The organism is Anaerobutyricum hallii, from assembly GCF_900209925.1.
GTDB lineage: Bacteria > Bacillota > Clostridia > Lachnospirales > Lachnospiraceae > Anaerobutyricum > Anaerobutyricum soehngenii.
The window spans coordinates 1,479,526-1,501,803 of sequence record NZ_LT907978.1 but is presented as its reverse complement, the minus strand read 5'-3'; the positions used below and the strand labels follow the sequence as shown (position 1 = coordinate 1,501,803).

At 36.0% G+C, this 22,278-nt stretch carries 18 protein-coding genes, 2 pseudogenes and 1 riboswitch; of the genes and pseudogenes, 5 read left to right on the top strand and 15 right to left on the bottom strand.

Annotated elements, in window-relative coordinates; genetic code table 11:
• Positions 1-690: 690 nt before the first annotated feature.
• Together EHLA_RS06860 and EHLA_RS06855 are read right to left on the bottom strand one after the other, a co-directional pair.
• Positions 691-1,737: a CAP domain-containing protein gene (locus EHLA_RS06860; protein WP_096239961.1), complete on the bottom strand. Its 1,047-nt coding sequence runs from the start codon at positions 1,735-1,737 to the stop codon at positions 691-693.
• 117 nt (positions 1,738-1,854) lie between these two features.
• Entirely contained in the window at positions 1,855-3,276 is a 1,422-nt protein-coding gene (locus EHLA_RS06855; protein ID WP_157908559.1) for a glycoside hydrolase family 10 protein, read from the bottom strand.
• Between the two features lie 281 nt (positions 3,277-3,557).
• Between EHLA_RS06855 and EHLA_RS06850 the strand changes: the two genes are divergently transcribed.
• Positions 3,558-4,292 (top strand): tRNA 2-thiocytidine biosynthesis TtcA family protein, encoded by a 735-nt coding sequence (locus tag EHLA_RS06850; RefSeq protein WP_096239958.1) that lies wholly within the window; start codon positions 3,558-3,560, stop codon positions 4,290-4,292.
• A gap of 2 nt (positions 4,293-4,294) precedes the next feature.
• Entirely contained in the window at positions 4,295-5,347 is a 1,053-nt protein-coding gene (locus tag EHLA_RS06845; RefSeq protein WP_096239956.1) for a tyrosine-type recombinase/integrase, read from the top strand.
• 187 nt (positions 5,348-5,534) lie between these two features.
• On the opposite strand, the gene EHLA_RS06840 is transcribed toward EHLA_RS06845, so the two are convergent.
• The 5 genes and pseudogenes from EHLA_RS06840 to EHLA_RS06825 all read right to left on the bottom strand — a co-directional run.
• Complete coding sequence (locus EHLA_RS06840; RefSeq protein ID WP_157908558.1) at positions 5,535-5,927, bottom strand: LysM peptidoglycan-binding domain-containing protein; 393 nt, start codon at positions 5,925-5,927, stop codon at positions 5,535-5,537.
• Positions 5,928-6,251: 324 nt separating this feature from the next.
• Positions 6,252-6,944, bottom strand: a pseudogene (locus tag EHLA_RS06835) (phospholipase D-like domain-containing protein); the annotation flags it as partial.
• 116 nt (positions 6,945-7,060) lie between these two features.
• Positions 7,061-7,879 carry an IS3 family transposase gene (locus EHLA_RS06830; RefSeq protein WP_242970654.1) on the bottom strand — a complete coding sequence of 273 codons (819 nt, stop codon included), beginning with the start codon at positions 7,877-7,879 and terminating at the stop codon, positions 7,061-7,063.
• The gene (locus EHLA_RS16590; protein ID WP_229097941.1) at positions 7,869-8,216 is read right to left on the bottom strand and encodes a transposase; all 348 of its coding nucleotides are present in this window, start codon (positions 8,214-8,216) and stop codon (positions 7,869-7,871) included. The genes EHLA_RS06830 and EHLA_RS16590 overlap by 11 nt, the downstream gene beginning before the upstream one ends.
• 91 nt (positions 8,217-8,307) lie before the next feature.
• Positions 8,308-9,177, bottom strand: a pseudogene (locus EHLA_RS06825) (phospholipase D-like domain-containing protein); the annotation flags it as partial.
• 352 nt (positions 9,178-9,529) lie between these two features.
• Between EHLA_RS06825 and EHLA_RS06820 the strand changes: the two are divergent.
• Positions 9,530-10,024: a DUF3592 domain-containing protein gene (locus EHLA_RS06820; RefSeq protein ID WP_157908557.1), complete on the top strand. Its 495-nt coding sequence runs from the start codon at positions 9,530-9,532 to the stop codon at positions 10,022-10,024.
• 55 nt (positions 10,025-10,079) lie between these two features.
• Positions 10,080-11,078 (top strand): hypothetical protein, encoded by a 999-nt coding sequence (locus EHLA_RS06815; RefSeq protein WP_096239951.1) that lies wholly within the window; start codon positions 10,080-10,082, stop codon positions 11,076-11,078.
• Between the two features lie 277 nt (positions 11,079-11,355).
• On the opposite strand, the gene EHLA_RS06810 is transcribed toward EHLA_RS06815, so the two are convergent.
• From EHLA_RS06810 to EHLA_RS06775, 8 genes are all read right to left on the bottom strand, one after another.
• The gene (locus EHLA_RS06810) at positions 11,356-11,871 is read right to left on the bottom strand and encodes a hypothetical protein (protein ID WP_096239949.1); all 516 of its coding nucleotides are present in this window, start codon (positions 11,869-11,871) and stop codon (positions 11,356-11,358) included.
• Positions 11,872-12,012: 141 nt separating this feature from the next.
• Complete coding sequence (locus EHLA_RS06805) at positions 12,013-13,074, bottom strand: FUSC family protein (RefSeq protein ID WP_096239947.1); 1,062 nt, start codon at positions 13,072-13,074, stop codon at positions 12,013-12,015.
• A 147-nt stretch (positions 13,075-13,221) separates the two neighbouring features.
• Complete coding sequence (locus EHLA_RS06800) at positions 13,222-15,162, bottom strand: histidine kinase dimerization/phospho-acceptor domain-containing protein (protein WP_330399935.1); 1,941 nt, start codon at positions 15,160-15,162, stop codon at positions 13,222-13,224.
• Between the two features lie 2 nt (positions 15,163-15,164).
• Positions 15,165-17,018, bottom strand: coding sequence for an ABC transporter substrate-binding protein (locus EHLA_RS06795; RefSeq protein ID WP_096239945.1), 1,854 nt, complete (start codon positions 17,016-17,018; stop codon positions 15,165-15,167).
• Positions 17,019-17,095: 77 nt separating this feature from the next.
• A riboswitch (cyclic di-GMP riboswitch) is annotated at positions 17,096-17,171 on the bottom strand.
• A gap of 148 nt (positions 17,172-17,319) precedes the next feature.
• Complete coding sequence (locus EHLA_RS06790; protein WP_096239943.1) at positions 17,320-18,165, bottom strand: metal ABC transporter permease; 846 nt, start codon at positions 18,163-18,165, stop codon at positions 17,320-17,322.
• Positions 18,162-18,884 (bottom strand): metal ABC transporter ATP-binding protein, encoded by a 723-nt coding sequence (locus EHLA_RS06785; RefSeq protein WP_021907556.1) that lies wholly within the window; start codon positions 18,882-18,884, stop codon positions 18,162-18,164. Before EHLA_RS06785 ends, EHLA_RS06790 begins: the two co-directional genes overlap by 4 nt.
• A gap of 115 nt (positions 18,885-18,999) precedes the next feature.
• Positions 19,000-20,109: a metal ABC transporter substrate-binding protein gene (locus EHLA_RS06780; RefSeq protein WP_242970683.1), complete on the bottom strand. Its 1,110-nt coding sequence runs from the start codon at positions 20,107-20,109 to the stop codon at positions 19,000-19,002.
• A gap of 177 nt (positions 20,110-20,286) precedes the next feature.
• Positions 20,287-20,973: a viroplasmin family protein gene (locus EHLA_RS06775; protein ID WP_096239941.1), complete on the bottom strand. Its 687-nt coding sequence runs from the start codon at positions 20,971-20,973 to the stop codon at positions 20,287-20,289.
• A 203-nt stretch (positions 20,974-21,176) separates the two neighbouring features.
• Here EHLA_RS06775 and EHLA_RS06770 point away from each other — a divergent pair, with 203 nt between their 5' ends.
• A complete protein-coding gene (locus tag EHLA_RS06770; RefSeq protein WP_096239939.1) occupies positions 21,177-21,863 on the top strand; it encodes a helix-turn-helix transcriptional regulator in 687 nt (228 codons plus the stop codon).
• The last annotated feature ends 415 nt before the right edge of the window (positions 21,864-22,278 follow it).

Genomic DNA, 22,278 nt, shown 5'->3' with positions numbered 1-22,278 from the left:
TCTGCTTGGCAAGTCGGCTTTTTATAATTTCTAGTTTCTTTGTTTTTATGACCGGTTGCCTTTAAAGATTCTGTTTTTTTATAAGGACAGTTTGTATAAGTGCAACAATATTCTTTTTCTCCAGTGACTGTACAAGTTGGTGCTACTGTTGTTGTTCCTGAATCTAAATCATGTGTATGCTTCTTTCCACAACCTTCTCGGCTACATGTTGCGGTTCCATCCCCATTGTCTTTCCAATCATGTCCTAATGCTGGATTTTTGGCATCTTGCTTAGTGATTGTCTTTGAACAGCGGCTACATTTACCGTAAAGAATGCCATCACTTTCACAAGTTGGGGCCTCCTTTTTTATTAGGATATACCTATGCCCAAGTTTTTTTACAGCTTCTGTTTTTGTAGCTGTACAAATTCCATTTTCTTCATAGGTACAATGATATGTTTTTTCTCCTTTTGCTGTACAGGTTGGCTCTGTAGTTATTGTTCCAGAATCCCATGCATGAGTATGTGTTGCCTTACATCCGTTACGAGTACATATAGCAGTTTCGTCTCCATTATCTTTCCAGTTATGACCTAAAGCAGCAATACTTCTTTGCTCTGTTGTTGCTGTACAGTTTTCATTTGTACAATGGCGGCTTTCTGTACCAGCTTTTTCACAGGTTGCAGCTATATCTGTAGTCCAGGCTGACGCATAATTATGTCCAGTTGCAGGGAACGCTTTCTTTTTTTGTGCTTTTACAAATACTGCAGGTAAAAGTTTTTTCTCCAGGTTCTGTACAAGTTGGCTTTTTAGTAACTTTTCCAGTGCCCCAATGATTCTTACAATCATGGACAGATACTGTCGAACCTGATGCAGTCATACCATAAAGGGTTGCTCTCAGATTTGTTGTACCCTCCTTTAAACCAGAAAGCTGATTATTGTTATAGGATGCTACTGAGGAATCGTCTATTGAGACAACAGGGGTATCCAGAACAGGTGCTAAGCCTCTTCCCTGTGACGAGAAATTAACAACATCTATTCGGGTCTCTGTAATTATTGGTGTTATGTTCTCTCCTATTCGTAAGGAATAGGAATCTTGGTCAAATGTTACATCGACCTTTTTGATTTTCTTTTTATCTACAGAAACTGAAACCGTTTCTGTACTGTCGTTTGCCGGAATTTCCGTTGTATTTATCTCCGGTCTATTTGCAAATACTTCTACCCAGTAATGTACTCCATTATAATAAACGTGTCCAATTCCGACACAATTATAATCGGAAGAAAGCATATTTCTACGATGTCCCTGTCCAGCATAAGTCTTATCATCTTCTCTCCAACCAAGATTTGCTTCGGCAGCCGTTGTATGACCAACAGAGATATTTTCACCGGCTGCAAGCCATTTAATGTTTTCTTCATTATAAACGTCCCAAACTTTACCCCCCATTGGACGTTCATGCTCATAAGATAATGCAATTTCCGCAGCACGTTTCATAGCTACTCGTTCAAGATCGTAGTCATACTTAAGTTCTTCTAAGTTCGGACAAGGGATTTTTTCATTGTCATATGCATCCCAACACCACGCATCGTCAGGGTTTGTTCGCATCTCATTAATCATATCAAAAATTGTTCGAGCTTCCGTCTGTCCGTATTTTACGGAAATATTTACCGGAATAATCTCAGCAGCTTTGGCTTTTTGTGGAAGGATAATGAGCCCTCCAATAAAAAGCAAGAGTAACAAGAGTCGTAATTTTGTTTTCTTCATGTTTTTCCTCCACCGAATGTATTTTATATATTTTTTCTTTTTTAATATATCATAAATCTTCCAATAGTGGAATGAAATTTGTCGTAAAATGTAAATTTTTCTTTTATCAAACAGATACTATGAATTGCTTTTTAAGGATTTTACAATCTGATTTAAAAGTTTTTTTCTTTTTGTGGAAAATTGCTCTGCATCAAAATGATATTTTTTATTCTGACAATCAAGATACTGATAGCTAAACAGGCAGTATCCTTCTATTTTTTTCTGCTTTTTTAGATAGGAAAGTTCTTTTTTTAGTAAAGAGGCTTTTTGAAGCTCTTTTTTATCTGACTGTCCCGGCTCCGTACTACCCATCCGGTAAAGCTGAAGTCCAATATATAGTTTTTGTGAGGAGTCTTTCATGAGGGCAACCCACTCATCAGTTACTTTATCAAAAGGTGCTGTCTCGTTCGTAAATCCCCAATAAATCTGTGGCATCAAATAATCGACATATCCATTTTGGGATACCCATGTATCAATATCAACATAGTATTCTAAATCATTCCGCAGATTATCTAAATTTCCGGCAGGGCTGATTCCAAAAGTGACTTGTGAATTGTTTTCTTTTATAGCTTTATAAATTCCAGATACCAGTCGATTTACGTTATCACGTCTCCAATCTGCTAAAGAGATTTCATTTGAGGATTTATTTGAGGAAGAAGATTGAGAATCTGTTGATGACATATCCGATTTTATCTGTTGTTTATACTCTGGAGCATCAAATGCGGTAGTTACATTTTCTTCGGTAAAAGCCGGATAAAAATAATCATCCATATGAATACCATCCACATCATAATTTTGAACTATTTCTTCTGTTCCTTTTATAATAAGATTTCTTACGCTTTCTGAAGAAGGATTATAATAAAGACTGCCATTATAAGAAAGTACATTTCTTTTTGTATTCTGAGAAGAAAACCATATTTTAGCAGGATTTGTTTTAGAAAGACTTTGGATGGAATCGCCAGAAGAGATGCGATATGGATTGATCCAAGCTTCAATCGCAATATTCTCCTGGTGGCTCATTTCCGTCATGATTTTTAAAGGATCATATCCCGGATTTTTCCCCTGCTTTCCAGAAATACAAGCTGCCCATGGAAAATACTGTGATTCATAAAGTGCATCCCCAAAAGGACGTACTTGGACGATAATGCGGTTAAATCCAAGAAGTTTTATGCGCTGTAAGATATATTTATAAAATTTACGAAAGTTTTTTTCGTTATTATTTTTTACTGATTTACGATAACTGTTAAATTCCAGATAACTAAGCCAGACTGCCTTATAATCCATAGTATCTGATTGTTTTCTTTCTTGTTCTATAGAATCTTCTATGGAAGTTTTATCGGTATTTTTATTATCGGAAGCTTTTTCCTGTGTATTAAAAAGAAAGTTAATAAATTCTGAACTACTTTTTCCGCTTATTTTCTTTTCCATTACAGCGTAGGAAAATAAAATCGCAACGGTAAGCACCATAATAATAATGATATTTTCGATGAATTTTTTCATACAGCCTCCTTCCTGCTGACATATTTTCATATTATATCAAAACAATTTTTAAACGTCCAGCCTGTCCGGTTACAGATATTTGCATAATCTAAGAATGTCTTGATATTCTTGCTGCGAGATGCGCGCCATAAACACATGATTTCATATCTGGTATATCTTATGTTACTGTTTGGAGACACATTCATAAAAATCTATCGTAATACTTTCCGATTTCTTGAAGAAATAGAACATTTGTGCTAAGATAAATAAAAGATAACTAAAAATATGTTAGGAATTATTATATGAAATTACAGAAATTATTAAGCTTAACCCGCCAGGCAATTGACGAATATGGAATGATTCAGGAAAATGATAAAATCGCAGTAGGAATTTCAGGAGGCAAAGATAGTTTAACACTCCTTTATGCACTCTCCTGCTTACGAAAGTTTTATCCGCATAAATTTGATATTGTGGCTGTAACTGTTGACTTAGGATTTGATAACCTGAATTTAGATGGAATACGGAAATTTTGCAAAGAACGAGATGTGGAATATCATGTTATTAAAACGCAGATTGCAGAGGTTGTCTTTCACATTCGTGAGGAAAGCAATCCCTGTTCTCTTTGTGCAAAAATGCGTAAAGGTGCATTAAATGATGCGGTAAAAGAACTAGGATGTAATAAAGTTGCCTATGCGCATCATAAGGATGATCTCTTGGAATCTATGATGATGTCATTTCTATTTGAGGGAAGAATTCATACATTTGCGCCAGTTACATACCTCGACCGTTCCGGTATTACAGTAATCCGGCCACTTCTTTTCTTGTATGAGGGAGATGTGAAGGGATTTGTAAAAGAATATCAACTTCCGGTAGTAAAAAGTCCCTGCCCTGTTGACGGTTCAACAAAAAGGGAGGATGTAAAGAATCTTATAGGAGAAATTAATCATCAATATCCTGGTGCAAAAGCACGTATGATTCGTGCAGTGCTTGATGATGTTGTAAATGTTGACAAGATTCATGAGAGAAAGGAGCAATAACTTTGCAGCAACCAACCTATAATGAGCAGATTACAATGAAAAATGAGATAAAGCTTCGAGAACTTTGTGTGGAACTTCCTGATTTTTGCAAAGAATTTTTTCGAGGAATTGAACCTACTACTTCTTCCCGAACCCGTATCGCTTATGCATATGATCTAAAAATATTCTTTCATTTTCTGCAGGAAAAGTATCCATCCATCGAGGAAGGAAGTTTAAAAACATGGCCTGTAACAGTTCTTGATAAAGTAACTTTAACCCAGCTCGAAGAATATTTAGATTACTTAAAGCTTTATGAGGATGCCGATAATAAAGTCCATACGAATGAAGAAAGAGGACGCATGAGAAAAACAGCAAGCATGCGGACATTTTATAAATTCTTTTACAGAAAGCAGGCAATAAAAAACAATACAGCCAGTCTTCTAAATCTTCCAAAGAAGCATGAACATGCTATTACACGATTAGAAATCGATGAAATTGCCAAATTGTTAGATGCTGTAGAGGATGGAGAGAATTTAACAACGTCTCAAAAGAAATATCACAATAAAACAAAAGTACGGGATCTAGCAATCCTTACTCTCCTTCTTGGCACAGGAATTCGTGTATCCGAATGTGTTGGTCTTGATATATCTAATCTTGACTTTGAAACAAACGGAATGAAGATTCATCGAAAAGGTGGCGCAGAAGTTATCTTATACTTTGGAGAGGAAGTTCGGAAAGCTCTTATTGATTACCTGGATGAGCGGGAAAACATAATTCCAAAAGAAGGTTCAGAAGATGCGCTCTTTTTGTCAATGCAAAAGAGACGTATCAGTGTTCGGGCTGTAGAGAACCTTGTTAAAAAATATGCTCGTCCTGTCACTCCATTAAAAACGATAACACCACATAAATTACGCAGTACTTACGGTACGCAGCTCTATCAGGAAACTGGTGACATCTATCTGGTTGCTGATGTTCTTGGACATAAAGATGTAAATACAACAAGAAAACATTATGCCGCTATGGAAGATCAACGGCGAAGAATGGCAGCCGGTAAAATACAACTAAGAGAAAAATAACCACGATCTGCTGCTTTTTAAAAAGTTTAAAAAGATGAAATTAAAAAGCATAGTATCATATGAATAATACTCGTCTGAGTATTGAAAATAGGATACTATGCTTTTTGTTTTGTATGTGACATGCTCCCCCCACTTAAATCATAGATTTTGAAGTGGGGGCTTCTTGTTCAATGGCTCTATTAAAAAATTAATTATAATATGGCACCATTAGATAGCATCCTGTATTTATCTGATTTGACTTCATATTATTACACTTCTTAATCTCATGTATATATTGATAAATATCAGTAAAACCATAATCGTTGGATTTCTCTTCCATATTCTCTCTAGCAATAGACCACAGGCTGTCTCCTTCTTGTACTTCCACTACTTTATACTGGATATCAGAAGAAGGCTCCTTCGCTCTGACTATGCTGTTGCTAAAATACAAGAAACAGCATATCGTCAATAAACTAATGAATATTATAATCCCTGTAATAAAAAATGGACGCTTTTCACGAAGTTCTCTCTCGTGCTTCTTCTTCTGCAATTCTGAAAAATTATAAATCTGTGCAGTTGTTCTGATACTCATCTCTTGCATAAAAAACCCCTCCATACTTAATTGATGTACTCTCGGAGTCTTTCTTGCAAAATCAAGCACAAAGAGATTCCGAAAGTACATATTATAAATAATTCGTGCAATACATATGTTCCAAACAAATATTCCGAACATATATTCCGTATATATGTTTGTATTATAGCGAACATCTTTTCGGATGTCAATAGAAAATCATAAAAATAAGAGACATTTTCAGTTATCATACAATCAATAATGTCTCCCTCAGGATTACATTGCAAGAGTAACTTAAAAACGTCTCTTTGATATCACTTATTTAATTAACAATCGTCTCTTCCATCCGCATTTTTATAATAATCCTGCGAATAATCTCATAAATAATTGCCCCAATCGTAAATATGCACTGCGTCCTGTACGATACTGATCTGTCACATCACGACACTCTTTTATTATTCTTGTCAGGTCGTCCCTTATTTCTATCACAGTCTGACAATCTGCCATAAAACATCCATTTTCAAAATGATGATATAAGCTTCGATAATCCAGATTAATCGTTCCACAAGTTGCCATACAGTCATCTGCCACACTCATTTTTGCATGACAAAAGCCTGGTACCCATTCATAAATACGTACACCATGTTTCACCAATCCATGATAAAAAGAACGCGTAATACTATAAATAAACTTTTTATCTGGAATACCTGGTGTAATAATTCTTACATCAACGCCTCTTTTAGCTGCCAGACATAAGGCATGTGTCATTTCGTCTGTTATAATCAAATATGGTGTCATAAACCAGCAGTATTTTTCTGCTTTATTGATCATGCTGATATAAACTTCTTCCCCTACCTGTTCATTATCCATCGGACTGTCTGCATAAGGCTGAACAAATCCGGTTTGACAAGCTTTATATTCAGGATGACAAATATATTTTTTAAAATCAAGATCATTCGTATCTTTATCGCTGATCGCATTCCACATTTCCAAAAATGTTACAGTAAGTGAACAAACAGCATCACCCTCTAAACGGATTCCGGTATCTATAGTGGCTCAGTTGTCAAGACAAAAATCTAAGATTTTTATAATGAACTGATATGGTGGACAAGTTACAAGGAACATGGAGAGAACAGTGGAGCACTCCCCAGATCCAATATATGCTAAGCTACATATGGCATCAACATTGCCGGATAGTAGCATTCAGCCGGTGTTTGGTAATCAAGTGCAGAATGGCGTCGCTCAAAGTTGTAGGTGTGGATATACTGTCTGATAGCAGCCCTTGCTTCCCTGATGTTGTTGTACTGTGTCAGATAGGCTTCCTCATACTTGAAGCTGCGGAACCAGCGCTCAATCATGATGTTGTCTGCCCAGCGGCTTTTTCCATCCATACTCTGGCGGATACCGTTTTCCTTTACAAAGTCAATGTATTGCTGACTTGTAAACTGACAACCCTGATCTGAATTCAAGATCTGAGGTTTTGCCACTTTGAAAGCTTTTTTCAGGGCACTGATAACCATTCTGGTATCAAGTGTGTCATCCACTTCCCAGCCGACAATACAACGGCTATACCAGTCGATCACGGCTGTCAGATACAGAAATCCGCGCTTGATCGGAATATATGTAATGTCAATAGACCATGCCTGATTTGGTTTGTCTATGACCGCATTACGAAGAAGATATGGACATACTTTCGCCTGCTGCATTCGCTTGGAAAGATTCATCTTTGGATAAATCGGGTAAATATCCATCTCATTCATGTAGCGTCTTGCCTTGCGGCGTCCAACCTGGTAACCACGGGTTTTTAACTGTGCAGACATTTGTCTTGCGCCCCAAGTGGGATTATCTGTATGGAGATGATCAATGATCTCTTTGCAGGCCAGTTCCTCATCTGAAATAGGGGCACCCTTGTAATAAATGCTTGTACGGTTGATGTCAAGCAACCTGGCGCCAACAGAAGCCGGAATTTCCTTAGTCGTCAAAAGGTTTTGGACTAAACTTACTCTCGTAGTCAGGTCCACAAATTTCTTCAGATTTTTTTTTGAGCCAGTCAACCTGCATGGTTAACTGACCAACCTTTTTGGCATACTCCGCTTTCTCCTTACGCTCTTCGGCAAGCTTTTCTTTGAGGTTTTCCTCACGCTTGTCGTCGAACACAACCGAAGCATTGTTCAAGAACTCTTTTTTCCAGTTGCGGAGCAGATTTGGTTGGATGTTATTTTCAGTTGCAAGGGTATTGAGATCTTTCTCACCCTTAAGCAGCTCAATTACAAGGTCTGATTTGAATTTGGCATTAAAATTTCTTCTTTGTCTGGACATGATAATGGATCCTTTCTTTCATACTGGTTTAAGTATATCAGATTCATTAAAAACTGTCCGAAAAAGTGTCTTAATTTATGAGACCATTATAATCTTTCCACTGCCCATACGGATGTGTATAATTAAAATATTCATTTGCAAGATTATAACCACCTGTAAATCCAATTTTTCCATCAATAACCGTTATTTTTCTATGATCACGATTATTTAAAAATAAATTTAATCCGGGCATAAATGGATTAAAAACCCGGCAATGAATCCCTATCCGTTCCATTTTTTTAACAAAATCTGTAGTAATAAAACCAATCGAGCCCATATCATCATAGAAAACTCGAACTTCAACACCTGCTTTTACTCGTTCCTCCAAGACACTTTGTATTTTATGCCACGCTTCGGCATCTTCTATTGCGTGGTATTCCATAAAAATAAATTTCTGTGCTTTTGACAGATCTTCAAGCTGTGCTTCTAATCCTTTCACAGCCTCATCATAATAGACAATATCTGTATTCTGATAAATAGGATACTGCGAATTCCTGTATATATAATCTGCTATATTTCCAGCCTTTGGAATCTTTTCTTTTATCCTGTTTAAACTCTCTTGATTATCCGGAAGCATAGGTAATAATATTTTATCAATCTCAGCATATCGCTCCCTCATTTTATGGGTGCCACCGTTTAAACCGATTAGTAAATACAATCCAACCCCCATAACAGGAAAAATTAAAATTAAAATAACCCAGGGCATTTTCATGGAAGAGGTCTTATCGGATGCATATAATCCCAAAACTAAAATACCACTGAAAATCCTGGTGAATAAATTTACAACTTCTGCATATTCATTCAAGCGTGTCACCATAACAATAATGAAAATCACTTCAAGAAGAATGCAGACAATGGAAAAGCATAATCGTTTAACACCATTTTTTGTTTTCGCTTTTCCTTCTAAAGTATCTTGTTTCATATGTACGCCACCTTATTATTTATTTTGAACCATTATTAACTATCTACTGTTTTTATGAAAGTATGTAACTTTCTTCAGCAACTACTATATTTTCTGCCTTGTCTACTATAGCATGATTTTCTTTTTACTTCCAGCACTATTTACAAATGATTCCAATGATCATATAGTTTTGCAAGTGAATAGCTATATCCAACAAAATAGTGACTGTAAGACACTGTTTTTATAAAAATATTTTTTTATAATAAACATATAGAAACTATTTTCAAAATAAGATATGTACTCTCGGAAGCTTTTTGTGCTTGATTTTGCAAGAAAGACTCCAAGAGTACATAGATATACGAGGAGGGGAACTATGACATATTTTCATATTTATTCTTTTATTTTAGCGGCACTCCCGCTGCTTTTAGGATTCCTGTTTGTCTGGTTTGGAAAAAAACTGTGGAACAACGCAGCTAAAAAAAATGAAGAATATCAGCAGCGTTACACAGGACATACCACATTGCGTGTAATCAGAGTAGAAAAAAATGAATGGGAAGAAACAAATTCAAACGAACAGGGACCAGAAAGCAGAATTTCTGTTACCTCTTATACTCCAGTTTACGAGTATAGGGTAAATGGTCAACGATATGAATATCATACCCGTATAGGAAGTTCTATCGATCAGTATCCTATCGGAAAAGAATACCCTGGATATTATAATCCAAAAAATCCAGCGGATGTAACAGAAACCTTAAACGATATAACAGGTGGAGGTAATCGTTTCTTTAGTTTGTTGTTTTTTGGAATCGGAGTACTGGCTATTATATTTGCACTGATAAGAATATCGGCAGTTATAACGATCCTATAAAAGCAAATGAAGGGAAGGCTTTGGAAATTCATTTCATAAAAAGGGGGAATTGAACATGTTAAACAAAAAAAGTGAACAGGAATTAAAGAATCTTTTATATTTCATCTTTGGAATCCAACGAATCTTTTTACTTATCCCACTTTTAATTCTGTGTCTGAGTTTCTCTGCTCCGGCACAGGCAAAAGGAACCTGGGATCCTAATTTACAAATGTGGCTTGATACGACCCGGATTGCTGATTTAAAAAATATGTATCCCGGTGATTACAATGTAATTATTGCGAAAATAAATGATCCAGATGTGCAGAGAGTCCCATCCTATAATGTACTAGTTACTTCCTCTGATCCTTCCGTTGTGGATATTTTTGGAGTAGACAACATGGATTTTGGTTCTTATGATCCTGATATGGATGTTGGTATTCAATTATCTGCAAAAAAAGTTGGAACGGCTGCGATAACTATTAAGTACAAAACGATTACTAAAGTTATCCATGTTACGGTAAAAAAGTCCATTGCTTCTTTTAGTGATAAAACGGGTACAATGACAAAGGGACAGAAATATTCTATCCGTCATTTTATTACATTTCGAGGAAACAAACCTGAGATAAAGAAAATAAAATCAAGCAATAAAAAAATTATAAAAGTATCTGGTGAAAAACTAATTCCTAAAAAAGCTGGAAAAGCAACAATCACTGCTACTATTAACGGAAAAAAACAGAAAATAAAAATTACTGTAAAAAAGGCGAAGCCAAAACCGAAATTCAGTCAATTAAAGTCGAAAAAGGCAGGACTTGATTACGGAAACTTACATGGAGAATCTACTGTAAAAATTAAACTGACAAATAAAACACAATACCCTATAACCAAAGTTAAGCTGTCTTCTACATTATTCTTTGATGATGTTTTAGATGATTGCCGCCCAAAAAAGACAAAAACACTTACTGTAAACCTAAAACCTGGTAAATCAAAAACTGTTAAAATCTACTTTGGAAAATATCCGGTAAGTAAACCGACAAGATGGACTTATAAGATTCTACAGTTTTGGTATAAACAATAATTCTGATTTGCTACAGGGAGAGTTCTTCATCTGAAGGCATAAATAAAAATTGCTGCGGGAAATCCAAAGATTTCCCGCAGCCTGTGCTTAGAACCGAACCTCCACACGCAGTTTCCCGCAGGTTTTCTACAAGGCTCTGTTAAAAAATTACACCCTTTTTATCTTTTCTTTGAACATAAAACCGATAACGAATAACTTATAACAGATACACTTTAACTCTAAACAAAAACTTCTTGAACCATTATCAATTTAAAGATGCCCTGTACGGAAAGTAATTTTAGATGTCTACTTCAAACTGTACTGTCTGATTGTATTTATCCAAAGCCATCTGCATTTCCATAATGGTCTTGGATACATTCTCATACTCCTGCTTTATTAATTCCAAATCGTAGTTAATATATCTGTACTCCGGAACAGTATTTCTGGATGTATAGGAATGTTGTTCCTGTCTTGATTTCGGAAGCTGTTTACGCATCTGATCCAGTACACCTTTTCTTTTATTTAACTGCGCCATCTTGATAAGAATGGTATCAATGCTCATTTCTGAGTTGCCTACCTGAACCTTTGCAGTTGCATTTGTTATATTTAATGCATGCTTGATGATCGCAATCTTTTCATCAATAGCTGTAATCATGGATGCCACTTCTGAATAATCATATTCTGGTATAACCGGATCTTCATTAATAGCAGCGACATACGTACTTGATGCTGCTTCTTTATTTACCCAGAAAGCCTTATCTTCTTCCAAACTCTTAAGCATTTTATTTGCGTAAGCTGATGTTATTGTCTGCATTTTTCATCCTCCATATCTGCTGTTTTCATTCTTTCTAAAAAAGCTTCTCATCAACATTCCACAGCAACTTTGATGACCCCATCTCTTTTATTTTCAAAGAGTTCATATGCTTCTTCAATCCTACTAAGGGGATAAGTATTTTTACGAGTTATATTCCGGAGATAGCTCGATTGAATTTTCGAAAAATTTATTTAATAATTTGTCCATTACTACAGTATAAACAGAAGCAAATACATTCGCTCCAATACGAAGAATTACTGCTCCAGTCATGCCAAACAGGTTAGAAGCAATAGACAATGCTCCAAAGGTATTAAATACTGTCTGCCATGCATATCCTGCGGAATAACCGACACCGATTCCTCCGATAATTCCAATATATGGATACATTGACTTTGGCAGTACAAGATAAAGGATTACAAAAATCAGAGAACCTAAAATATTATATGGTCCTCTTAGTTTCGCTCTTGCCACAAGATCACTGGAAAATGGCAGGCAAACGGACATACAGGCAATTCCTGCCCACATTGCACGTGGTAATCCTAATAATGACATAATTAGCAAAGCCGTAGAAACAATTACAGTCAGGCGTACATACCACCAGTTTCTTGCGGAACGAAGATTAAATTCTCGGAATAAATCAAGAAAAGTTCTGCGATATGGGCGGTTTTTCTGGTTTTTATAAAATACAGCCATACAAATGATCATTCCAATCAGTAAGCTGGCAATTCGTAAAATATATTCTTCGCCTGTCACATCATATCCTTGTAATAACAAATATCCTAACACAAAAGTCGAATGGTTGAACATAATGATATTATGGCAGCCAAGAATCATTAATAACATAATGAAGACCAGATTCATAAAGAATGCCGGTATCGGGGCTAAAGTGTTAGTAAGTCTTGGTCCTACAATAAGAATTCCAAATATCCCTGCAATGCACAAAAGACCATGTGTTGTTTTAATTCCGAAATCTGCCTGTCGAAGAACAAGTAATGCTAATAAGACAACTACACCAGCTACACTATTTCCGGAACCAAATACTGTGCTAAACAGCGTTACTAAGGCAAAACAGAAGGCTACGACAAGATATACCTTAACATTATAAATTAAGATGTGCCTTCTCTTTTCCTTTGGGTCTGTTGTCTTTTTAATTAATTCTTTTGAACCAGTTGAGCTAAGCTGCAGCTCTTGATAAAATGTCATAAATTTCCCACCTTTTCTCATTTCATAAAATGAATGTATTGTCAAAGTGGAATACAATATACCCCAAGCTACTATAATTTGTCAAGGAAAATTATATGAAAATTATACGATGCTATTATATTAACTCTATTTTTAATCGGTTTAACATTACTTAATATATTTTAATATCATTGGCATAAGCACATTTATATCAATTGGCTTTGCTACATGACCATTCATTCCTACAGAAATTGCCGTCTGTTTGTCCTCTGAAAAAGCATTTGCCGTCATGGCAATAATCGGAACTCTGCTTAATGCTGAATCATTGATTGCACGAATTTGGCGGGTAGCTTCGTATCCATCCATAACCGGCATCTGAATATCCATTGCATCCATGTAAAGTTCCAGCTGCTTTGCATGGATCTGTCCACCGATAATCGTCTTCAGATCGTGAAGCAGATCAGATAAATTGACTTCTGTTTCTTCTAAATGCATCTTTCCACTCTCAATACGGCTCATATCCAAAATATCATTGATAAGAGAAAGTAAATGATTACTAGATGAGAGAATCTTGCTTAAATAGTCCTGTACTTTTTCCTGATTCTTGATGTTACTTACTGCCAGTGTAGTAAAACCGATAATCGCATTCATTGGTGTGCGGATATCGTGGGACATATTGGAAAGAAATGTACTTTTTGCCCGGTTAGCAGTTTCTGCTGCACGTACAGCCTCTGAAAGCGCCTGATTCATTTTTTTATCAGCAGTACGGTCCGACATAACCAGAATATATTTCTTTTTACCTTCTACATTGCTGCCCATTGCAATAATATGAAACCATCGCCGCTCCTTGTTCTTCTGATGAATATATTCAAAATCCCGTTCACACTGTTCATCTGCTAAAAGATTTTCCAGATAATTTGACTTCTCTCCCTCAGAATCTTTCGGATGCAATTTTTCCAAAATACGAATATCCTTCTGAACTTCTTCTACTGTGATACCAAGCAATTTTTCGACATTCGGACTCACATAATCTACTTTCGATGTCTTTGCATCAAGCATAAGGAAAACATCGTCTACATTCATCGATAATTTCTGAAACAATTCGTCTCTGTACAAAATTTCTGTATCTTTTCTCTTCAGCCGCAATCTGTTTTCTTTTAGAATGATTATAATAATAATGACCGCAACACTGAATACAATACCGCCAATAATAAGCATGCTCCTAAACTGTAGATTATTCATACTCGCATTGACTACATCTGCTGGAACAATACCCAGTAATGTCCAGTTCATAATTTCTGCGGCTTCATAAATCAGATAGTATTTCTTCCCATCCAGATTTACAAGCATTGCACCACTGTTTTCCTGTTGAAATTTCTTCGCAAGAGCGAGGATATTCTCTTCGGAAAGATCAGAATGTTCTCTCAGAAATGCCAAAAAGTTATATACATCTTTTTGTGTATTTACAGCATGGTTAATCATGACACGTCCATCCGATTGAATGACATAACTGCTTGTACTCCCATCAAAGGCTGCGATATCCAGTACTTTTACAATATCAGAATTGTTATATGCAACTGCAATAGCATCATATTCAAATCCCTGATAAGTTCCAGAAACTTCAGGGCAGGCAAACACAAGTAACTGTGGCTTTCCAGGCAAGGTTGCGTTCATGATAATATCTTTCTTCTGTGTGATCTGATCTTCAAGATTTCCCTGTAATCCAAGATACCCTGTTTCCCCTGTCACCGTTTGATAATTTCCCTCGGCTGACAGAAAATAAAAGTTGGAAAACTCCGTCTCTTTCTGCGCTCTATCTATGTAATCACGAATTTCACTTTCACTTGAAGTATTCTGTAAATATTCACTCCACATATGGAGATACGTCAGATTTTTATTGACTAACTCATTTAATGCACTGTTTGATTGATGAAAAATCTCAGTCAAATGAGAAACACTTTCATGATAAACCGTCTGCGATACAAAATTAAAATACTGGATGCTGACCGTAACAATTCCAATAAGTAAAACAATAGCAGCAAATAAGGCTCCTGCTCGTTTGCTTTTGAACGGTTTCTTCATTTTCATACTATACTTCGTATCAGTCATCTTTATTCCCTCAAAGTAATATATTGTTCAGGCTCTGCAAGTACAGCATTACCTTGTAACACATAATTCACCCACGTATCTTTTACCCGTTGTTTCTCTTCTGTAAACCCATGGTTCTCATCTGTAAGAAAAGGAGCCATATTATTCTCTGTCGCAAGGCAAGTCACAGTAAATGTATCATCTTCTTTAATCTGCTTTCCGTCTTTCTTAATCCTAAGCAGCGTATACTTTCCATTCTTTTCCTTTACTTCAATAGAAACTCCACTGACAACAGGTAAGGAACCTTTATTAAAAGGCTGGAAACCTCCCTCTGTACCTTCCACAAAAGATTGAACTGTTTTTAATAATTCTGCACCATTCATTTTCTTTTTATAAGCACACAGACCATTCGGCATAATCATATTTCCTGCCATCTTTTCTGTATAATCTGCCTGAAGCACACTGCCGGTAAAACTATTACCGGTTGCAAGTAAGACATCACTTTTATAACATCCGCGCAGTGTATTAGCCATTACGGAATACGATTCATTTCCTCCGTCACTATGAAAATAATTAGAATATGATTTCGTGGAGTTCAAAACTACTTTTTCGTTAGAAGTATCTTCCGATTGCCGAAGCATGGAATCAAAAGCTTTGTATGCCTGCTGAGAGTTATATTCACCTGTAATCATCTTTGAAACCACATCTTGGGAAACACTGAAAAAATCATTAGAAGCAATACGAATATACATATGATTCTCTTCGATTACTGATTTTACATCCTTTAGATAATCTGTAAGACGAAGAGGCACATCCTGGCTGTAACTAAGCGTATCCTGTCCGTCAGCAATTATATTCTGTGCCTTTGCAGAAAGCATCACCTTAAGAACCTTCATCGCATTATCTTTGCGTGTCTCGTCTTTTTCCAATTCACTGTTTAAAGCAACCTGAAAATAAGGAGTAGTCATTATCCACTTTTCTCCATTCTGTTCAAAAAACGGCAGAAATACGGTATCTATTCCCTGATCTTTATACTTCTTAACTCCGGCAGAACTTCCAAAGTACATAGCAAGTTTCCCATTCTGGTATAAATTATCTACCGTATCATAATCAAGCTTAAGATCATCCGGTCCAAGTTTTGTATCTTTAATAAATTGTTCCATCCGATCAAAAGCATCCGGCCAGACAACATTATCAAGTCCAACTTTTTCTGTACTTGCCGGATCACTATATGCTGTTCTCCACTTGCGTCCATTTGTAGAGGAAAGTTCTGAGGCAGACAGTCCCTGCAGCGTTTCCATACAAGTATAATCATAAAAATAGTCAGCAGCAAATCCTCGAATTCCTACCTTCTCAAATGCCTGACATGCAGAAACAAAGCTTTTATAATCTGTAGGAAGAGGAATATTATATTTCTCAAAAAGTGCTTTATTAACAACAAAGCCATGCGCATCCGCACAAACCGGAAGCCAGTTCACGCTGCCATCCTCATTCATAAAGCTGTTAAGATAAGAATTATAGACAGCTCCTGCCTCATTCGTAGTAGACAGGTCCATCAGACTGTTTTGTAATGGCAGCGCATCATGCAGGGAAAAACGGCAGCAGGTAATAATATCTGGCATACCATCATTCTCCTGAAGAAACTGATAAAAATCAAGATCATTGTTTCCCACTACAAATTCAATATTTATATCTGGAAGCTGAGACTGGATATACGGTGCGTATTTCTCATACAGACTCGTACTCCATAAATACACCCGGATTGTTTCTTTATTTTCCTGTTCTGTGCTCTTTTTCCCACAGCCTGATAAAAGCGATGCTGCCATCACCGCTAACAACACTACAGCGAACACGCTGTTCCATTTTTTCTTTTTCATACATCGTCTCCCTTTATTTCTGAAAATACCCCTGCAAAAACAAAGATGCACTGTCTTTTCAGACAATGCATCTTAAACGTAGCAGCTTACTACCATGTTACAGGCCCTCTAGCTTTGCGTCTCAGACTTTCGACTGATCTGCCCATAATTCGTATTTTACTCATTATTAATTATACTCATTATACATTTTTTGTAGTTATCTGTCCATCTCTTTTCAGAAATATTTGGTAAAATTTCTGTTAAATATTATTTTTCTCCCCATTTTAACAATAATACTGAATTTATAATAATGATATTTTTATCATCTTCCCATTATTTTTCCAATTATACAATTTATAAAAAAGAGAATCAAATCAAGAATTACTATAGTTGCTCCTACAGGTGTAGAGCATAAAATAGAAAGCACAATTCCAAAAAATGCACCAATAACAGAAAGAATCGCTGCATAAACAACCACACCTTTGAAAGACCGGGCTACACGCATCGCAGAAAGTGCCGGAAATATAATAAGTGCTGATATTAAAAGGGAACCGACCAGACTCATTGCAAGTACAATGATTACTGCGGTAATTACTGCAATCATCAGATTATATCCTTCTGCATTTTTTCCAATCGCTTTTGTAAAGTTCTCATCAAACGTAACTGCAAAAATCCGATTATAGAACAAAATGAAAAATGCAACGACCAATACAGACATAATAATACAGCTAATCACTTCCCCTTCCGTTAATGTAAGAATCGTTGTAGAACCAAATAGCGTTGAACAGACATCTCCCGATACATTTGCCGATGTAGAAAAAATATTCATAACAAGATATCCTACTGCCAGTGCACTTACGGAAAGCATCGCTATGGCAGCATCACCTTTTATCTTCGTATTTTGCCCGGTCCTAAGAAGTAAAATCGCCGCAATGATCGTTACCGGCATAATAAAAATAGTATTATTTACCAGTTTAAAAATAGTAGCAATTGCCATAGCTCCAAAAGCGACATGGGAAAGTCCATCTCCAATAAAAGAAAAACGCTTCAACACAAGTGTTACTCCTAAAAGAGAAGAACACAATGCAATTAAAACTCCGACAATCAATGCATATCGCACAAACGGGTAGGATAGATAAAAAGAAAGCTCCTGCAAGATGTGTGTCATTTTTTCTCTCCCCCTATTCTGTCTTCTTCTGTGTTTTTAAATAACTTCCACTTATCACTGTTCATATATTCTTCTTTTGTTCCGTAAAAAGAATCTCTTTGATCCATATGAAGAATGTGTGTTGCATAAGTAAGTGCCTGCACATCGTGGGAAACCATAATAACTGCGATTCCCTCCTCATTTAAATCTTTTGTTACCTGGTAAAATTCCGCTGTTACCTTTGGATCAAGACCGGTAACCGGCTCATCTAATAAAATCACCTTACTCGTGGCACATAATGCTCTTGCCAAAAGAGTTCTCTGCTGCTGCCCTCCGGAAAGATTTCGGTAACAGGACTTCCGAAGATTCCAAACATCCATTTTTTTCATTTTTTCCTCTGCCATACGTTTTTCCACTTTACTGTAGAAAGGACGCCATCCGCATTTTGCAAGCGTACCGGAAAGAACGATTTCTTCTACAGTTGCCGGAAAATCTTTCTGAACAACTGTTTGTTGTGGCAAATACCCTACTTCGTAAGCTTTTAATCCGTCACCAGCCATCACTTCTCCACTGATCGCATCCTGTAGATGAAGAAGTGTTTTAATCAATGTACTTTTCCCTGTTCCATTTTCCCCTACAATACAAAGATAATCACCTTTTCCAACTTTAAAATTCAAATCTGATACAATGGCATGTCCCTCATATCCTAATGTTAAGTTTTTACATGTAAGATAAGCCATCTCTATCCCCTCTTTCCCCGAAGAATATTGCTTTTCTATTTTTTAATAGCAATATTTTGATACAATATTTACAACATTTCAATCTGCCTTTTTCAATTAAAGAATACTTCTTTATTTAATTTAATGCCTTTGATAAAACAGATAAGTTCTCACGCATTACTTTCAAATATGTGATTCCATCTAAAAGCTGTTCGTTTGTAACGGATTGCAAAGAATTCATTACCAGCATACTCTGATCTTTCTTTGCTGTATTCGCTTTGATTGATTCCGCAATCCGGCCATCCGAATTCTCTATTGTTAATATGACTGGCAAATGCAACGTATCTACCTTTTGAGCAAGAAATGTTACCGTTTCAAATCCTGCCATTGTCTCTGCACTACAGCCAGCAAACGCCGCATAATACTTTAGTTGATAATCATCCGCAAGATAGCGAAATGGGAAACGGTCTCCAAATAAAATTGCTTTATACTTTCCGTTTTTTATCGTAGCTGCGTATTGTTTATCCAAGTGAGCAAGCTTTTTAATATAGGAGTCCGCGTTTTTCTCATAAATTTCTGCATTTTGGACATCAATATTTGCTATTTCCTGCGCAATATTTTTAACAAGGATTTCTGCATTCCGGATAGAAAGCCAAATATGCTCATCATATTCTGGTTCTTCTTCCACATCATCTGTTTCTTCCCCTTCTTTATGAGAATGTCCTAAAAAGCCCTTTTCTTCCTGCATTCCTTCTACAACTTCCTCTTCCTTTACAGAATTGCCCAAAACATCCATAAGATTAATTGCTTTTAAATCTTTATTCTTCGCTTCTTTTAAAGCATCCCTAACCCATGCATCGGATTCTCCTCCGACATAAATAAAAAGATCTCCGGAACCGGCAATTGCAATATCACGTATCGTAGGCTGATAACTATGCATATCCACACCATTATCCAGTAATAATGTTATATCAAAACGCTTCTCTTGATTTCCGATAATGTTTTTCACCCAGTCATATTGTGGAAAAGTAGTACAGACAATTGAAATCTTATTACTAGAAACCTTCTCCATAACATCTTCTTCTGCATTGCTATCTTTTTTTTCATTGACAAAAATATTCGGAGTCTCTGCTGCGTTATTTTTTATCACAGAACAACCTACCGATAAAAAAAGACACAGAAAAAGACTCATCAGTAACAAAGAACTTGCAGATAACGTTCTTCTCTTTTTAAATAACCGTTTCATAAATTGCTTTCCCTTCCTGTCCTTTAACTAGCTTTTCTATAGTATTATCACTTTGTAATTCTATTTTTCCTTATAATCTCAAAAAACGCAAGTCGATTGCAATTTCATATTCTAGACATTTTCAAGAGAAAAGTCAAGAAGAAAATACAAATGAGTTGCGTTTTTATGTGAATCCTATTATTTTATTTTATCGATAGCTGGTATTCCATTTCCGTTTATTAAAGCTTTCTTTGCAAGCTGATCAACCTGTTCATTATAATAATCTCCGGAGTGTGCTCTTACTTTCTGGAATATAACTTCCATCTTCTCCTGCATATTTCTCATAAATGCAGCATATTTCTTCGTATGTGGATTCTTCGCACTCCATACACCCGTTGCCCATTTTTCAATTCCCTCATAATCATAATGAAGAACAATGGAAGAATAACCATTTTCAAATGCCCACTGTACTGCATACATTGCTCCATACATTTCTCCGGCCACATTACGAATAGCCAGAAGTTCTGGCTCCTCACCATTTCCGTATCGCTCGAGGATTCTTCCATCTTCCAGTAAAATAACACAGCCAAAAGAATATTTTTGAAGATTTACGTCGAAACTTCCGTCTACATAAACAACAAGCCGGTTAGATGTTGAGGTTGTCAATGGACTAGAATCTATCCTTGTTGCTGCTGTTGAAAAATTTTTACCAGTAGCTGTCTTAACAGCTCCAATATTTAAAAAATCTTCTGCTTCTTCCTTCGTTAAAAATCCCTTATATTCTGCTCCAGAATAGCCATGCACTGCTTTTTTACATTCATCCCATGAATAAAATAATCCTGTTTTATTTCCTTTTCTTACGGCGTAAATTTTCTTTTTTGCCATCATTCTTCCTCCATTTTTCCATTCTTACATAACTATATCGAGGAAAATTAGGAAAGTCAATCCATTGTTTTCTCAAAAAAACTGTATTTTTATCACATTTTATGGTATTTTATTTATAGAAATTTTTATCACAATAATAATTTTTCTGATTGGTAAATAATTATCAACTCCACTATAAAGATGTTAGGGTGAAAGGAACCGTTATGTTAGATTTACTTTATTCCTATAAAACCACTGTAAAGTTTTTAGGCAGCGTATTAGGCCCGGATTATGAAGTTGTTCTTCAGGACCTATCCAATAAGAATCATTCTGTAATTGCAATCGAAAATGGTCATATCAGCGGAAGGACTATTGGCAGTCCCCTTACAAGTGCTGTATTTCAGATGCTTTCCTCCAAAGTATATGAGGAGAATGATTTTGTTGCCAATTATAAAGGTGTTGCGGAAAATGGACATATTCTCCGTTCTTCCAGTATGTTCATCAAAGACTCTAACGGGAATCCGATTGGTCTTTTATGTATTAACTTCGATGACAGCCGATATATGGAACTGCATGAGAAGTTATTCTCACTGATTCATCCTGGGAATTTTGTTAAAAATATATCTTCGGGACTTTCAAATAGTACGGATAATATAAAAGATTTATCCAGCAGTATTACGGAAAACTTTGCAATAGACGTTGCAGCTCTACGAGAACAGATTTTCAATGATGCAACTACCAATCTTAACACTCCGGTAGATCGTTTAAACCAGAATGAGCGAAAAGAGATTATGATAAAGCTTCATGAACAAGGTTTATTTCAATTAAAAGGCTCCATACCTTTTGTCGCAAAAAGATTCTCCTGTTCACAGGCAACAATTTACAGATACTTAGGAGAAATAAATAATTAAATCCTGATTTGTAGATTTGGTAATAGACGAAAAAAGAAACAAATAATACATCCCATCTGCTCTGTAGTCGCTGTATTTAAGATGCTCACCCGCATCTTAAATACGCTCCCAAGCCGCATCTGGGATGTATTATTTGTTTCTTTTTTCTGACTATTCTAAATCTACAGTTTAATAACATGGACTACACCAGAAGCTTATGACATTCCGGGAAATTAATTTCTAAAGGACTGACATTTAAATTGTTCTATGTTGCTGAATTGCATTAAGGTATCTAAAGAAAAGAAAATTTTTATAAGTTTGATTTTGTTCCGTTGCGCCAAACGCTCCATTTTTCCTCAAAAAACGAGGGGATTCTCCAAAAGTCTACAATTTCTATTCGAATGGAAAACTCCAGAAGAATACGTCAATCCTTTAG

Coding starts and splice junctions, on each gene's coding strand:
- EHLA_RS06860 (WP_096239961.1), bottom strand. CDS start 1,737: ATGAAGAAAACAAAATTACGACTCTTGTTACTCTTGCTTTTTATTGGA.
- EHLA_RS06855 (WP_157908559.1), bottom strand. CDS start 3,276: ATGAAAAAATTCATCGAAAATATCATTATTATTATGGTGCTTACCGTT.
- EHLA_RS06850 (WP_096239958.1), top strand. CDS start 3,558: ATGAAATTACAGAAATTATTAAGCTTAACCCGCCAGGCAATTGACGAA.
- EHLA_RS06840 (WP_157908558.1), bottom strand. CDS start 5,927: ATGCAAGAGATGAGTATCAGAACAACTGCACAGATTTATAATTTTTCA.
- EHLA_RS16590 (WP_229097941.1), bottom strand. CDS start 8,216: ATGTCCAGACAAAGAAGAAATTTTAATGCCAAATTCAAATCAGACCTT.
- EHLA_RS06820 (WP_157908557.1), top strand. CDS start 9,530: ATGACATATTTTCATATTTATTCTTTTATTTTAGCGGCACTCCCGCTG.
- EHLA_RS06815 (WP_096239951.1), top strand. CDS start 10,080: ATGTTAAACAAAAAAAGTGAACAGGAATTAAAGAATCTTTTATATTTC.
- EHLA_RS06810 (WP_096239949.1), bottom strand. CDS start 11,871: ATGCAGACAATAACATCAGCTTACGCAAATAAAATGCTTAAGAGTTTG.
- EHLA_RS06805 (WP_096239947.1), bottom strand. CDS start 13,074: ATGACATTTTATCAAGAGCTGCAGCTTAGCTCAACTGGTTCAAAAGAA.
- EHLA_RS06800 (WP_330399935.1), bottom strand. CDS start 15,162: ATGACTGATACGAAGTATAGTATGAAAATGAAGAAACCGTTCAAAAGC.
- EHLA_RS06795 (WP_096239945.1), bottom strand. CDS start 17,018: ATGAAAAAGAAAAAATGGAACAGCGTGTTCGCTGTAGTGTTGTTAGCG.
- EHLA_RS06790 (WP_096239943.1), bottom strand. CDS start 18,165: ATGACACACATCTTGCAGGAGCTTTCTTTTTATCTATCCTACCCGTTT.
- EHLA_RS06785 (WP_021907556.1), bottom strand. CDS start 18,884: ATGGCTTATCTTACATGTAAAAACTTAACATTAGGATATGAGGGACAT.
- EHLA_RS06780 (WP_242970683.1), bottom strand. CDS start 20,109: ATGAAACGGTTATTTAAAAAGAGAAGAACGTTATCTGCAAGTTCTTTG.
- EHLA_RS06775 (WP_096239941.1), bottom strand. CDS start 20,973: ATGGCAAAAAAGAAAATTTACGCCGTAAGAAAAGGAAATAAAACAGGA.
- EHLA_RS06770 (WP_096239939.1), top strand. CDS start 21,177: ATGTTAGATTTACTTTATTCCTATAAAACCACTGTAAAGTTTTTAGGC.